Below are 14,112 nucleotides of genomic sequence, written 5' to 3'. Positions count from 1 at the left end.
TTACCTTCTGCCTTTAAAATGAGGTCTAAAATGCCTGTAGTGGCGATGCCTAAAATACGGACGCCTCTCAATAAAAATGCCGATACTAGGTGATGAATAAAACCCGCCATAATACCACGGATCGCCAAAAGCCATGTTATTTTCTATGCTTCTAATCTCACGCTCTTTTAAATAGGCTTCATACTCAGCTGGCGAAGTCGGCGATATTAGCTCGCCTGTTTTGCTACAAACTATCTCATCATTTTGTGCTGGCGTATAATACTCACACTGCGGCGGCAGCCAGTAAATCTTGCCATTATGCTCAGCTCTTACAAAATGCCCTCTGCTAGCACAAGCGCAAAATAAAAAAGCAAAAAAAAGCAAAAAAACTACATTTTTCATACACTGCCTTTAAACTAGAATTCCTAGGAATTCTAAAATTCATTCTAGGGAATTCTAAATTCAAGGAATTCCAAATTCACGGAATTCTAGATTTTATTCTAGGAATTCTAAATTCACGGAATTCCAAATTCTAGGAATTCCAAATTCACGGAATTCTAGAATTCTACTTCGCACTATCTTCTTTTGCGTCCTTTTTAGCTTGTTCTATATCGCTATTTTCGCTCTCTTCTTCGCAAAGGCGAGTTGGCATATTATTTGCTATTTCATAGTCTTTGATGATTTGTCTAACCTTAGCACCCTCTATGGTCTCAGTCTCATACAAAGCCTTTACCATATTTTCAATAGCCCCTTTGTAGCTCTCAAGCGTAGAGACCACAGCCGCAAAACGCTCTGCCAAAAAGCTTTTGGTAAAATCATCAAGCTTTTTAGCCATATCATCGCTATAGTCTTTTAGAGTTTGTCCGCCGTTTAAGAATACATTGCGCTGTTTTTCAAGCACCATAAGCCCTGCTACATCGCTCATTCCATACATGCCAACCATGGCTTTGATTATATCAGTAGCACGCTCTAAGTCATTGCTAGCTCCCGTGCTAATCTCGCCTATAAACACATGTTCAGCCGCACGCCCACCAAGCAATACATCGATTTTTGCGATAAGCTCATGCTTTTGCATCAAAAATTTATTTTCCTCAGGCGCATTTAGCGTATATCCAAGTGCTGCAAGTCCTCTTGGGATGACTGAAACTTTGGTAACCTTATCAGCGCCCTTTGTAGTCTCAGCAATTAGCGCATGCCCGCACTCGTGGTAAGTAACTATTTTTTTCTCTTTTGGATTTATGCGGCGTGATTTTTTCTCTAAGCCAGCTATCGCGCGCTCCACAGCTTCAACCAAGTCTTGCTGTTCTATGCTAGCCTTACCAGCCCTACCAGCTAGCAAGGCAGCTTCGTTTATGATATTTGCAAGGTCAGCCCCAGCAAGCCCAGCTGTAAGCCTGCCTATCTCATCCATATCCACGCTTTTATTTAGTTTAACTTCTTTGCTATGAACTTTTAGGATATCCACACGACCTTTGAAATCAGGCTTATCAACTAGCACTTGCCTATCAAAGCGTCCTGGACGCAAAAGCGCAGCATCAAGCACTTCAGGGCGGTTTGTAGCAGCTAGCACGATAACAGGACTTTTATCACTATCAAAGCCGTCCATTTCGGCTAGAAGCTGATTTAGCGTCTGCTCTCTTTCATCATTTCCACCCATCATGGCACCAGCCGCGCGACTTTTTCCTATTGCGTCAATTTCGTCAATAAACACTATCGCAGGGGCTTCTTTTTTTGCTTTTTCAAAAAGATCACGCACACGGCTTGCGCCCACGCCCACAAACATCTCAATAAAGCTTGAGCCAGAAACTGAGAAAAACGGCACATCAGCCTCTCCAGCCACAGCCTTTGCTAGCAGCGTCTTACCAGTGCCAGGAGGTCCTACTAAAAGCACACCTTTTGGTATTTTAGCACCAAGGGTGATGTAGCGCTCTGGATTTTTTAGAAAATCAACGATTTCTTTTACTTCTTCTTTGCTCTCTTCAACGCCTGCTACATCATCAAACTTCACCTTTGGACGCTCTGAATTTATAAGTCCTTTAGTACTTCCCATACCAAGAATTCCAGAACCAAGGTTTTTTTGCATGCGACCTGCTAAGAACATCCAAATCGCAAAGAAAATAAATACAGGTATCACCCAAGAAAATAGTATATCGCTAAACCAATTACTCTCAGAATACGCTGAATACGGCACTCCAGCCTCTTCAAGCGTAGGGATGAGGGTATTATCTCCAGCTACTTTTCTAGTGCTGTATACCACGCCAGATGAGCTAGTGGCTTTTATGGTGGTTTGTGCGATTGCTACATTTGTGATTTCTTTGTTTTTTATCATTTGTTTTAGCTGCGAGTAGCTCACATTTGCTGAGCCTTGTTCGCCACCAAAGCCCCCTAAACCACCATCGCTAAATGAGCGAAAAAACAGCACGATAATTATCGCAAAAATCGCAAAAGTAAAGATTGGATTGCGGTTAAATGGATTGTTACCACCTTTGTTTTGTCCGTTGTTCATTTGATTATTCATTTGTGGATTATTCATTTTTTGTCCTAAATTTTTTTTTTATTTTGCTATTTTTTGGTAAATAAAACTTTCCCATTCATTTTTATTAATGCTTTTAATCAGCTCTAATTCGCTAAACTCAGCCAAAATTCTTTGTTTATAGCGATCTAGAATTCCTGATAGCACCAAGTAGCCACCTACATTTAGCTTTGCTTTTAGCTCATTTGCCAAAAGAAAAATCACATCAGCGATAATATTAGCACAAATTACATCATATTTGCCACTAGCCTTATCAATGCTACCTAGCAAAACTTCTTTTAGTTTTACATTATTTTTGCTAGCATTTATAAGGCAGCTTTCTACTGCTTGGCTCTCAGTATCACAGCTACTTACTTCAAAAGCAAGTTTAGCTAGCGCAATGCTAAGAATTCCACTCCCACAGCCCACATCTAAAGCAGTTTTTAGCTCTTTTTTACCTGCGCAAAACTCGCTGATTAGCTCCAAGCACGAACTAGTGCTCTCATGATGACCTGAGCCAAAGGCAAGGGCTGGGTCAATGATAATATCAATGCTATCTTTACTAGCTTCATGCCAGCTTGGACGGATGTAAAAAGAACCACATTTTACAGGCTTTATGCTATTTTGATAGTTTGAAATCCAGTCGCTATTATTTTTGATTTGTATTTGTGTAGAAATGGGGATATTTAGAGCCTTGGCTAGACTTTTTATGCCAAGTTCTACAAGCTCCAAATCATCATTTGAGCGCACGATAAAGCCGTTTTCAAGCTCTTCAATCGCTGTAACACCAAGGTCAAAAGCCAGCTCTTTTAAGCTCTGTTCATTTGAGCCTAAAACGCTAAGTTCAAAATATTGTTCTTTCAAAGCTTTGCCAAAGAACGACTACTGAGCAGTTGGCAATACGTCTTCAAGCTTTTCTTTTAAAACTTGTGGCGTAAATGGCTTAACGATATAGTTATTCACACCAGCTTTTAGGGCTGTGATAACCTCAGCCTTACCACCTTCTGTGGTTACCATAATAATAGGCATATCAATATATTTTTGCTCGGCACGGACTTTTTTTACTAGCTCAAGTCCATTCATCTCAGGCATGTTCCAGTCAGTGATAAGCACATTTATATCGCTGTTTGCTTCTAGAATTCCCCAAGCCTCCAAGCCATGCTCAGCTTCTAGAATATCTTTGTGACCAAGTCTTTGAAGCGTGTTTTTAATAATTCTTCTCATAGTAGAGCTATCATCTACGACTAACAGTTTCACGAGCTTTCCTTTGAAAAAATTCTAAATAATCTGCGCATTTTAGCAAAAAAACTTTAAAATATATTAAAAAATTTAAAGAATTCTTGATAAAAATTCCTTTAAACGGCTATTTTTTGGGTTTGAAAAAATTTCATTTGGGCTTGCATCCTCAGCTACAATGCCCTTATCAAAAAACAGCACTCTGCTTGCAACTTCTCTTGCAAAACCCATTTCATGAGTTACTACTACCATTGTCATACCTGATCTTGCAAGATTTTTCATTACATTTAGCACCTCACCTACCATCTCTGGATCTAGCGCTGATGTAGGCTCATCAAATAGCATAACATCAGGGCTCATAGCAAGTGCACGAACGATTGCTATGCGCTGCTTTTGTCCACCGCTTAAGCTGCTTGGATAAGCGCTTATTTTATCAGCAAGTCCTACTTGATTTAGCAGCTCCATTGCTTCTTTTTTTGCTTGTTCTTTTGATTTTTTAAGCAGTTTTATAGGGGCTATGCAGAGATTTTCAAGCACGCTTAAATGCTCAAAGAGATTAAAATGCTGAAAAACCATTCCCATTTTTTGGCGGTGTTTATTTACATCACTTTTTTGGGCGCAAAGCTCATTTCCCTCAAAGATAATTTTACCAGAACTAGGTACTTCAAGCAGGTTTAAAGTGCGTAAAAAAGTGCTTTTGCCAGAGCCTGATGCCCCGATTATCACCACTACTTCACCTTTTTTGATTTCAATGTTTATGCCTTTTAGCACTTCGTGGTCGCCAAAGCTTTTGTGAAGATCTTGAATTTTTAAAAGTACTTTAGTGTCCACGGCGGTGTAATCTCCTTTCTAGCTTTTTTACAAAATAGCTAAGAATCATTACTAGCACAAAGTAGATTAACGCCACAGCAATAAGCGGCATAAAGGCTGAAAATGTCCTACCGCGGATAATATCACCAGCTCGTGTAAGGTCAGTAATTGCCACATATCCAGCAATTGAAGTTTCTTTTAAAAGTACTATAAACTCATTTGCTAAAGCTGGCAAGCAGTTTTTAAAAGCTTGTGGAAAAATAATCAAGGTCATAGTAGAAACATAGCTAAAACCAAGACTTCGTCCTGCTTCATACTGACCTTTATCTACTGAGATTATCCCACCTCTAAAAATCTCAGCCACATAAGCCCCTGAGTTTATCCCAAAGGCTAAAATAGCAATAAGAGTAGCGTTTGTAGAACTAGCAAAAATTATATAATACATAATCATCAGTTGAACCACCATAGGTGTGCCACGGATAACTGCCAAATACGCCCCAAAAATAGCGTTAAAAAAGCTTAAAATGTGCTTTTTAAACCCTGTCATCTCAGAAATATGCATATCATAAGTAGCCCTAACTACCGAGATAACAAAGCCTATCGCAAGTCCCAAAATCCCAGCAAAAAGCGTGATAATAAGTGTTTGTTTAAGACCACTTATTATCAGTAAGTATCTATCGCCCTCAATGAAGTTTAAAATAAACGCAGACCTAATATCCTCAAACCAAGCTAGCAAAACATCCCCTTTAGCTTTTAAAAAGAGCTATTTTATATATTTTTTTTGAATCGCATCTATTGTACCGTCGCTTTTTAGCTTTGATATAATAGAGTTTATCTTTTTAAGCAGTTCTTCTTTTTCTTTGCTAACGATGATTGCGTATTCTTCTTCTATATACTCAGTGGCTAGAATTTGTAAACCACGATTTGAAGCTACAAAGCTTTTTGCTGGCTGTTCATCTATGATAACGCAGTCGATTTTGCCAGCGATGAGAGCAGCCACAGCATCGGCTCCATTGTGGTATTCTTGTAAAGTAGCTTTTGTTTTTTTGTTTTTTATATCATCGCCAAAATAAATTGCTCCGGTTGTTGAGAGCTGAACGCCCACACTATAAGCATTATCTCCATAAAGATCATCTACTTTTTTAATAGAACTATCATCTTTTACGATGATTGCTTGTTTGCTTTTTGCATAAGAGTCGCTAAAGTTTATGCTTTTTTTGCGCTCATCAGTTACAGTAAAGCCTGAAATACCAATATCTACTTTATTGCTAGCCACAGCAGCGATGATAGAGTCAAATGGCATATTTTGGATATCTAGTTTTAGATTTAGCTCTTTTGCGATTTGTTTTGCTATTTCTATATCAATACCTGCATAATCTCCATTTTCAATATACTCATATGGAGGGAAGTTTGCGTTTGTAGCCACTCTTAGAGTATCTTTTTCATTGCTTGAACAAGCAGATAAAAATAAAGCCACAAAAAGCCCTAAGCCTAAAAGAATTTTTCTCATTTTACATCCTTTTTTTAATTTTCTAGCTATTTTAGCATATTTTGGCAACTATTTAGTCATTTTAAAAGCAGTTTTTAAATCCAGCGTGCCTTCATAGTAAGCCTTGCCTACAATAACTCCAGCTATGCTAGGGAATTCTAGAATTCTCTCAATATCGCCTATATCACGCACACCGCCACTTGCTATGGTAGCAATCCCACTAGCTCTTGCTATTTCATCAGTTAGCTCTGCATTTACCCCACTTAGCGTGCCATCTTTGCTAATATCAGTTGTGATGATAGCTGATACTCCAGCATTTGCGTAGAGTTTAGCAAGCTCGCTGCCTTTTACCTTGCTTACCTCTACCCAACCCTCAACTGCTACCATACCATTATTTACATCTATGCCAACTACGACTTCGTATTTGCTAGCCATTTGCTTAGTAAACTCAGGGTCTTTTAGAGCAACTGAGCCTAAAATCACACGCTTTGCCCCAGCATTTAGATAGTCCTTTATGCGCTCTTCATTGCGAATTCCACCGCCGATTTCTATTTTTAGTTTAGTGCTTTTAGCGATTTTTTCAACTACATTAAAGCTTATCGCCTCGCCTGCTATAGCGCCATCAAGGTCTACAATGTGTAAATAACTAGCGCCCAAATCCTCAAAAGCTTTTGCAAGCTCGCTAGGCTCATTTGAGTAGATTTTTGCACTGTTCATATCGCCTTTATACAGCCTTACAGCACAGCCGTTTTTTAGATCAATTGCTGGGATTATTTCCATTTTATAGCTCCACGAAATTTTTTAGTATTTTTAAGCCTACATTATGCGATTTTTCAGGGTGAGGCTGAAAGGCGTAAATATTTTTACTCTGCACTGCTGAGATAAAATCATAGCCGTAGTTTGTAGTAGCTAGCACAAGGCTTTCATCGCAGATTACATGGTAGCTGTGGACAAAATAAAAATACTCGCTTTTTTTAAGCCCTGCATTTAGAGCACTTTGCTTACAAAACTCGCAGGTATTCCAGCCCATGTGCGGGATTTTTAAAGGTTCGTTAAATTTACTCTCATCAAACTTCACAACCTCTCCATCTAGAATTCCAAGCCCCTCATGCTCACCAAACTCATAGCCTTTTTTAAAAAGCAAATGCAGTCCCAAGCACACGCCTAAAAGTGGCTTATTAGAGCTAGCAAAGTCTTTAACAGCTTTGTCCATGCCAGTTTTTTTAAGCCTATCCATCGCATCGCCAAATGCCCCCACACCTGGCAAAATCACTTTATCATAGTTTTTTAGCTCTTTTGGCTCGCTTTCAAGCGTAGAGCTAGCACCTATAAAACTAAGTGCATTTTGGACGCTATGAATATTTCCTAGACCATAATCAACTATTGCTATTTTCATCATTTTTTCCTATTTCATCCTGCTTTTTTACTCATATACAAATACACACTAAGTGCTATTAAAAGTAGCGAAACACCGCTTATTAGCCACACAGCGTAAATTATCTGCTCTGGGCTAGTTATAGCAAACTTAAATACAAGCATAAGCGCTTCAATAGCAAGGGCGATGATAATAGATGAGAGAAAACGCACCATAGTGCGAGATACGCCGCTATTTTCTTTAGCACTTTTGCCAAGCACCTCTTCATCAAAAATCGCCTTTACTAGATCAAAAAGTGCAAGGGCTAAGGTAAGAATAATCGTACTCTCAAACATATCAGCTACATTTAGCGCACCAAATGGAGCCCAGATAATGCTTTTAATGCCAAGGACAAAAAGCACAGCTGTAATAGCAAAAAGCGCTAGTGAAATAAGAGCATAAACAAACCTAGAAAAGCTCTCAAAGCCAAAATCAAGCCTGCCAGGTGGAATTAGCTTTAAAATATCATTTAGCGAAATATCTACGCAAACTATATATAGTAAAGTTCCTTTTTCATCATAAACAGGCTCGCTAGCTGATACACAAAGCTCACCAGTTAAGCTACTTGGATAAGGATCACTTAGCACGCATCTGCGCTCTTTTACAGCTCTGTAAAAATACGCCTTATTGCTTCTATTTTCTCCTGCGCCTATGCGCCTGCTCTCATCTAGGCTGATATTGTTTTCTATTTGCACACCATCAGGAGCAAGGATGTAAAAAGCATCAAAATTTTCTACTTCGTGTGCGATTTTATCAAGCCCAGATTTTATGATATCTAAATTTATCATAGGCAAGCGATTTGGTATATTTCTCTCAAAAAGATAGGCTAGATATGCCCTTGCGTTATATCTAATCCTAGCAAAGCGTCTAATATCTTGAATTAACAATTTTATCCTTTATTATTGTGATTAAACTCAGGCACAATCTCTTTTAAAATCTCTACGATTTGCTCAGGTTTTGCCTCTAAAAGCTTTTTTATTTGCTCATCTAAAATTCCTACATCCACAGCCTCAGAGTGCGTTACAAAAATACTCTCAAACTTCGTTTGCTTGTCATTTTCATCCACAAGTAGCTCTTCGTATAGCTTCTCACCAGGTCGCAAGCCCACATACTCAATTCCTAGCTCTTCTTTTCCACTTAAAAGAAGCATTTTTTGGGCTAGATCAGCGATTTTTACAGGCTTGCCCATATCAAGCACAAAAAGCTCTCCACCTCTAGCTATGCTAGCAGCTTGAAGCACAAGCTGACAGGCCTCGCTTACAAGCATAAAATAGCGTGTGATATCAGGATGCGTTACGCTTAGAGGCTTATTAGCAGCAATTTGAGCTTTAAACTTTGGTATAACTGAACCAGAGCTTCCAAGCACATTGCCAAAGCGCACCGCAACTACATCGGTTCTCTCATCGCCTGAGTTTAGCGCATAAAGCTCGCAAACTCGCTTGCTAGCTCCCATTACATTTGTAGGGCGCACGGCTTTATCAGTAGAGATTAGCACCATTCTTAGGGCGGCGTATTTTTTGGCAAGATCTACTACATTTTTTGTGCCTAGGATGTTGTTTCGCACGGCTTCTTTTGGATTAAACTCGCAAAGTGGCACATGTTTATAAGCAGCTGCGTGTAGCACGATTTGTGGACGGTAGCGATTAAATACTCGCTCCAAGCTATCAAGCTGCGTTACATTAACAAGGGCTAGTTTACACCTTTCATTAGCCCCAAGTGCTTCATTTATCGCATAGAGATTATACTCGCTATGCTCTACTAAAACGAGCTGTTTTGCGCCAAAAGCAAGGCAAAGCCTACTAAGCTCAGAGCCAATAGTCCCGCCAGCTCCAGTAATCATCACAACCTTGCCGCCTATGAACTCTTTTATAACGCTACTATCAAGGTCTTTTGGCTTTCTTGCTAGCAGGTCTTCTATGCTTATGTCTTTGATATTTGCATCATCACCAAGTAGCGAAAAAAGCTTGATTTTTTTGTATCCATACTCGTTTAGCTCTGAGTGTAGCGCATCTAGCTCTGCTGGGCTTAGCTTTTTGCTGATTATTGCTGTTGTTATGCCCTCGGCTGGGTATTTTTTTAGCTCGTCCATAGAAGCTACCAAAAAATCTCCACAAGTAGTGCCAATGCTGTCTTTTCTAGGATCTACGATGTATTGTGGATAGTAGCTTGCATAGCCACTAGCAAAGCCTTTTAGAAGTTGTAGAGTTTTATTTGTAGCTCCGATTATCACGCAGGGCTCGCCAGCACTTGGCTTGCGAAAGTCAAGTAGCACACGCTTTGATATGCGCAAAACGCCCATCAAAAGCAGTGAGATTAACGCATATATAAGGATCACGCTGCGAGGAAAAGGCTCAAAAAAATCATAAAAAATAAAGAAAATGCCAGTAAAAATAAGTGCACAAAGAGCCGAGTTTATAAGCATTTTTCTAGCTTCTCTAAGCCCAAAAAAACGCCAAGGAACCTTATAAAGCCCAGATTTGTAAGCAAAAATAAGCTCTAAAATCAGCATAATAAACGCAAACTTAATCATACCTGAAATAAAAATATAAGGAATATCTCCAGAAAATCTAAGCAAAAAGGCAAAATACGCACTTGATAAAAATATCAAAATATCGCTAAAAACAAAAAATATCGTTCTTTTGGTTTTTGTAGCTTTTATCATTTTTTATCCATTTTTTTAGGTTTTGACGGAATTTTAGAATTCCTAAATAAAACTAGAATTCCTAAAGTAAAATCTTAGAATTCCTAAGTAAATTCTAGCTAAGAATTCTAGAATTCTTAAGTAAAATCTAGAATTCCTAAAGTAAAATTCTAGAATTCCTACGGAATTTCTAGCTAGGAATTTTAGAATTCCCACGAAAAAACTAGAATTCCTAAATAAATTCTAGAATTCCTACGGAATTCTAGCTAGGGAATTCTAGATTTTTTAGACTTAAAGTGCGCTTTTTACGATGCGCGCTACTTTTTCTACTAGCTCATCGCTCATATCAGCCCCACTTGGCAGGCAGATACCACGGCTAAAAAGATCATCGCTAGTGCCGTCAGTCACAGCCTTTGCGCTCTTAAACACAGGCTGGGCGTGCATAGGCTTCCACAGCGGGCGGCTTTCAATATTTTCTTTGCTAAGTGCTTCAATCACTTTTAAATGTGCATTTTTTTCTTTAAATGCTAGCGTGGTTAGCCATCTATTTGCGCAGGTATTTTCAAGCTCAGGCATGAAATGATCCACACCATCTAAACCGCCCAAAAGCTCTTTATATAGCGCAAAAATCTCTCTTTTTCTTTTCACGCGCTCACTTAAAACCTCCATTTGCCCACAGCCAATAGCGCCTAAAATATTGCTTAAGCGGTAGTTATAACCATAGTCTAAATGCTCGTAGTGAAGCAAAGGCTCTCTTGCTTGCGTGCTATAATACCTTGCCTTTGAGAGCAATTTTTCATCATCGCTTACTAGCATTCCGCCGCCGCCACAAGTGATGATTTTATTGCCATTAAAGCTATATGCGCCAAAAACACCAAAAGTGCCAAGTGCTTTGCCTTTATAGCTTGCGCCAAGGGCTTCTGCGGCATCTTCAATTAGCGCAATATTATTTTCATCACAAATCTCGCAGATCTCATCTAATTTAGCAGCTGCGCCGTATAGATGAGTTAGGATTAGGGCTTTTGGCTTTTGCTCGCACTCACGAATAGCTTTTTTTAGCAGCTCTGGGCTTAGATTCCAGCTCTCATCGCAGTCAATTAACACCATTTTACAGCGTTCATACATTATAGGATTTACACTAGCTGCAAAGGTAAAAGTGCTAGCAAGCACGGTATCTCCGTCTTTTATGCCAAGAGTGCGAAGGGCAAGGTGAAGGGCAGCCGTGCCAGCATTTAGAGCAAGGGCGTATTTTGCGCCGCAATACTCTTTAATTTTACTCTCAAAGCCATCCACAAAAGCACCAAGTGGGGCGATATAGTTATCGCTAAAAGCTTGTTCTATGTTTTTTAACTCAGATCCACCCATATAAGGTGCTGATAAGAAAATTCTTTGCATTTTATATCCTTTCAAAGGACGCATTTTTTAAAGCACGCATTTTAGCACAAAAAGGCAAATGTTTAAGTCTAAAATAAAGATATTTTATAAAAATTTTAAAGGAATTCTAGATTGAAAAATGAAAAATAAGAAAAAAGTGGTGGCGAGGGGCGGAATCGAACCGCCGACACAAGGATTTTCAGTCCTTTGCTCTACCGACTGAGCTACCTAGCCACGCAAATAAAAGACTGAAATTATAGCAAGCTTTGCTTAAAATTACTTTAAATTTGCTATTTCTTCTTTAAAAATATCTCCACGCTGAGCGTAGCTTTTAAACTGATCTAGGCTAGCACAGGCTGGACTTAGCAAAGCCACGCCAGAGCCGCTAAAATCAGTATCTATTGCCTTTATGGCCTCTTTTAGCTCATAGCAAGCTAGACAAGAAATTCTAGAATTCCTAGCTAGATTTACGATTTTTTCGGTATTTGAGCCTATTGCATATATTTTTGGCTCTTGCTTTAGAGCAGATAGCGCATCAAAAACTGGACTTAAATCCACGCCTTTATCATCGCCTCCTAAGATTATAAAAATCTTCTCATTCTCATAACGGCGAATAGCTTGCATGCTAGCATCAATGTTGGTTGCCTTTGTATCATTTACCCATAGCCTGCCACGATTATCACGCAGTTCTTCAAGCTTATTATTTTCTATCACAAAGGTATTTACTCTTTCATAATCAGCTTGCCCTAGCAAAATTTTTTGCACAGCCAAAGCAAAAAGTGCATCCATTAAAAATGGCACTCTAAAAGCGATTTTATCGTACTCTAGCTCAAAAGTATCAGCCAAATCTTGCTCGCTAGAATAAAAATAAATCTTTGCACTAGAATTCCTTACAATCTCACGCTCCTTAAAGCACGCTGGGATGATAGCTATGCATTGCTCGTTCATCATGCTAAGTGGCTTTAGCTTGGCATTTTCATAGCCATTCATATCGCCATGCCAGCTAAGATGATCAGGCGTGATAGGCAAAAGTGCGTATATATCAGGTCTAGCTCGCTTTGTATAATGTATAGTAAAGCTAGAAGTCTCCAAAATCCATAGCCTTGCAGCTCTAGGCAAATCAGCAAGCGCAATGCCCACATTTCCACCCATAAAAGCCCCATGTAAGCGCAGTAAATGTTCACACATTTTAGTAGTAGTGGTTTTACCATTTGTTCCACTTATCCACACACTCTTTGGCATACCCATATCAAAAAAATAATCATACTCGCTGATTAAGTTTCTAGCTTTTAAAATCAGCTCATGACTTGGCGCAAAGCCTGGGCTTGGGATTTCAAGCTGGCTTTTTTCTGCCTTAAAATGCGAGCTTGGCAAAAGCAAATTCCCCCACTCATCGCTAGAAATTCTCTCAAACTTATCATCATAAATCGCCCAGCCACCGCTTTTTGCGATAGCTTTTGTGGTATTTGCGTAGCCAAAAAGTGATTTCATTATTATATAGCCTTTTTAGGGAATTCTAGATTTTAGCGGATTTTTAGCAAGATTAGCGCAATGATATTTGCCAAAAGCGCAATCATCCAAAAACGCACAATAATCTTACTCTCGCTCCAGCCTTTTATCTCAAAGTGATGATGTAGCGGTGCCATGAGAAAAATGCGTTTTTTGCGTATTTTAAAGCTTCCAACTTGAAGTATAACTGAGAGCGTCTCAAGCACGAAAATCACGCCTATTAGCACTAGTAAAATTTCGTTTTTTGTAGCTATACCAAGGTAGCCGATAAACGCACCTATACTAAGGCTTCCACTATCTCCCATAAATACTTGCGCTGGATAGCAGTTATACCACAAAAAGCCAAGCAGCGCCCCTATCATCGCACTTACAATGATAACTAGCTCGCCAATTCCAGCAAACTTTGGCAAAAGCAAATATCCGCTATATACAGCATTTCCCATAAAATACGCATAAACCCCAAGTGTGAAAATCGCAAGCACACTAGGCACAGTAGCAAGTCCATCAAGCCCATCAGTGAGATTTACAGCATTTGAGGCTGAGATGATAACAAGAGCCCAAAACAGCAAGCTAAAATAGCTAAAATCAAAAAGCGAGTTTTTCAAAAGTGGCAAATAAAACTTCGTATCAATGCTAGAAAACACCCACAGTAGTACGGCTGTTATAAGAGCCAAAATACACTGAATAACAAGCTTTTGCTTTGGGCTAAGTCCTGCGTGATTGCTAGCCCCTAAAATCTTTGCCCTATCATCAATAAAGCCAAGCAAAGAAAAACTAACAATCACAAAAAGTGAAATAAGCACAAAAGGCTCATCAAGCTTTGCGCTAAAAAGGCTAGCAACTACAGCTGAGGCGACAAAAATAATGCCACCCATAGTAGGCGTGTGACACTTGGCTTGATGAGTGCTAGGAGCTAGTTCGTAGATAGGCTGGCTAGCGCAGGCCTTTTTCGCCCAGCGGATAAAAAAGGGCAAAGCCAGCACGCAAAGCACAAAAGAGAAAAAAAACGCAAAACCAGCTCTAACTGTGATATAACTTAGAAAATTAACATTAAAAATTTCAGCAAAATAATAAAACATAAAAATATCCAAAAATAATTTAAAAAGCATAATTTTAACTAAGATAAGTTAATGTTTAACTTTTAAAGC

General features: G+C 39.1%; 14 protein-coding genes and 1 tRNA gene. All 15 read right to left on the bottom strand.

Going from position 1 to position 14,112, the window contains the following annotated elements; all coding sequences use genetic code 11:
• The 15 genes from PTQ34_RS02770 to mraY all read right to left on the bottom strand — a co-directional run bounded on the left by PTQ34_RS02770 (position 1) and on the right by mraY (position 14,043).
• Positions 1-381, bottom strand: a complete 381-nt coding sequence (locus PTQ34_RS02770; RefSeq protein ID WP_273931946.1) for a hypothetical protein — start codon at positions 379-381, stop codon at positions 1-3.
• Positions 382-544: 163 nt separating this feature from the next.
• Positions 545-2,512 (bottom strand): ATP-dependent zinc metalloprotease FtsH, encoded by a 1,968-nt coding sequence (gene ftsH / locus PTQ34_RS02765; RefSeq protein ID WP_273931944.1) that lies wholly within the window; start codon positions 2,510-2,512, stop codon positions 545-547.
• Positions 2,513-2,533: 21 nt separating this feature from the next.
• A complete protein-coding gene (locus PTQ34_RS02760; protein WP_273931942.1) occupies positions 2,534-3,355 on the bottom strand; it encodes a 50S ribosomal protein L11 methyltransferase in 822 nt (273 codons plus the stop codon).
• An 18-nt stretch (positions 3,356-3,373) separates the two neighbouring features.
• On the bottom strand, positions 3,374-3,748 hold the full coding sequence (locus PTQ34_RS02755; RefSeq protein ID WP_273929943.1) for a chemotaxis response regulator CheY: 375 nt from the start codon (positions 3,746-3,748) through the stop codon (positions 3,374-3,376).
• A 72-nt stretch (positions 3,749-3,820) separates the two neighbouring features.
• A complete protein-coding gene (locus PTQ34_RS02750) occupies positions 3,821-4,558 on the bottom strand; it encodes an amino acid ABC transporter ATP-binding protein (RefSeq protein ID WP_273929944.1) in 738 nt (245 codons plus the stop codon).
• Positions 4,548-5,273 carry an amino acid ABC transporter permease gene (locus tag PTQ34_RS02745; protein WP_273931939.1) on the bottom strand — a complete coding sequence of 242 codons (726 nt, stop codon included), beginning with the start codon at positions 5,271-5,273 and terminating at the stop codon, positions 4,548-4,550. The genes PTQ34_RS02750 and PTQ34_RS02745 overlap by 11 nt, the downstream gene beginning before the upstream one ends.
• Before the next feature lie 27 nt (positions 5,274-5,300).
• Entirely contained in the window at positions 5,301-6,047 is a 747-nt protein-coding gene (locus tag PTQ34_RS02740; protein WP_273931938.1) for a transporter substrate-binding domain-containing protein, read from the bottom strand.
• A gap of 48 nt (positions 6,048-6,095) precedes the next feature.
• Positions 6,096-6,806: a 1-(5-phosphoribosyl)-5-[(5-phosphoribosylamino)methylideneamino]imidazole-4-carboxamide isomerase gene (gene hisA, locus PTQ34_RS02735; RefSeq protein ID WP_273931937.1), complete on the bottom strand. Its 711-nt coding sequence runs from the start codon at positions 6,804-6,806 to the stop codon at positions 6,096-6,098.
• Position 6,807: 1 nt separating this feature from the next.
• Positions 6,808-7,422, bottom strand: coding sequence for an imidazole glycerol phosphate synthase subunit HisH (gene hisH, locus PTQ34_RS02730; protein WP_273931935.1), 615 nt, complete (start codon positions 7,420-7,422; stop codon positions 6,808-6,810).
• 14 nt (positions 7,423-7,436) lie between these two features.
• Positions 7,437-8,327, bottom strand: a complete 891-nt coding sequence (locus tag PTQ34_RS02725) for a PDC sensor domain-containing protein (RefSeq protein ID WP_273931934.1) — start codon at positions 8,325-8,327, stop codon at positions 7,437-7,439.
• Positions 8,328-8,329: 2 nt separating this feature from the next.
• Entirely contained in the window at positions 8,330-10,102 is a 1,773-nt protein-coding gene (locus PTQ34_RS02720) for a nucleoside-diphosphate sugar epimerase/dehydratase (RefSeq protein WP_273931933.1), read from the bottom strand.
• A 270-nt stretch (positions 10,103-10,372) separates the two neighbouring features.
• Positions 10,373-11,476 (bottom strand): aminotransferase class I/II-fold pyridoxal phosphate-dependent enzyme, encoded by a 1,104-nt coding sequence (locus PTQ34_RS02715; protein WP_273931932.1) that lies wholly within the window; start codon positions 11,474-11,476, stop codon positions 10,373-10,375.
• A gap of 137 nt (positions 11,477-11,613) precedes the next feature.
• Positions 11,614-11,689: transfer RNA gene (locus tag PTQ34_RS02710), tRNA-Phe, on the bottom strand.
• A 42-nt stretch (positions 11,690-11,731) separates the two neighbouring features.
• Positions 11,732-12,949: a UDP-N-acetylmuramoyl-L-alanine--D-glutamate ligase gene (gene murD, locus PTQ34_RS02705; RefSeq protein WP_273932320.1), complete on the bottom strand. Its 1,218-nt coding sequence runs from the start codon at positions 12,947-12,949 to the stop codon at positions 11,732-11,734.
• A gap of 29 nt (positions 12,950-12,978) precedes the next feature.
• Positions 12,979-14,043, bottom strand: coding sequence for a phospho-N-acetylmuramoyl-pentapeptide-transferase (gene mraY / locus PTQ34_RS02700; protein ID WP_273931931.1), 1,065 nt, complete (start codon positions 14,041-14,043; stop codon positions 12,979-12,981).
• Positions 14,044-14,112: the final 69 nt, after the last annotated feature.

It is taken from the genome of Campylobacter magnus, from assembly GCF_028649595.1.
GTDB lineage: Bacteria > Campylobacterota > Campylobacteria > Campylobacterales > Campylobacteraceae > Campylobacter > Campylobacter magnus.
This window is presented reverse-complemented; position numbering and strand designations above follow the sequence as displayed.

Bases quoted from the DNA above. Each gene is read 5' to 3' on its own strand.
- ftsH (WP_273931944.1), bottom strand. From the start codon at position 2,512: ATGAATAATCCACAAATGAATAATCAAATGAACAACGGACAAAACAAA.
- PTQ34_RS02770 (WP_273931946.1), bottom strand. From the start codon at position 381: ATGAAAAATGTAGTTTTTTTGCTTTTTTTTGCTTTTTTATTTTGCGCT.
- mraY (WP_273931931.1), bottom strand. From the start codon at position 14,043: ATGTTTTATTATTTTGCTGAAATTTTTAATGTTAATTTTCTAAGTTAT.
- PTQ34_RS02720 (WP_273931933.1), bottom strand. From the start codon at position 10,102: ATGATAAAAGCTACAAAAACCAAAAGAACGATATTTTTTGTTTTTAGC.
- hisA (WP_273931937.1), bottom strand. From the start codon at position 6,806: ATGGAAATAATCCCAGCAATTGATCTAAAAAACGGCTGTGCTGTAAGG.
- PTQ34_RS02715 (WP_273931932.1), bottom strand. From the start codon at position 11,476: ATGCAAAGAATTTTCTTATCAGCACCTTATATGGGTGGATCTGAGTTA.
- hisH (WP_273931935.1), bottom strand. From the start codon at position 7,422: ATGAAAATAGCAATAGTTGATTATGGTCTAGGAAATATTCATAGCGTC.
- PTQ34_RS02740 (WP_273931938.1), bottom strand. From the start codon at position 6,047: ATGAGAAAAATTCTTTTAGGCTTAGGGCTTTTTGTGGCTTTATTTTTA.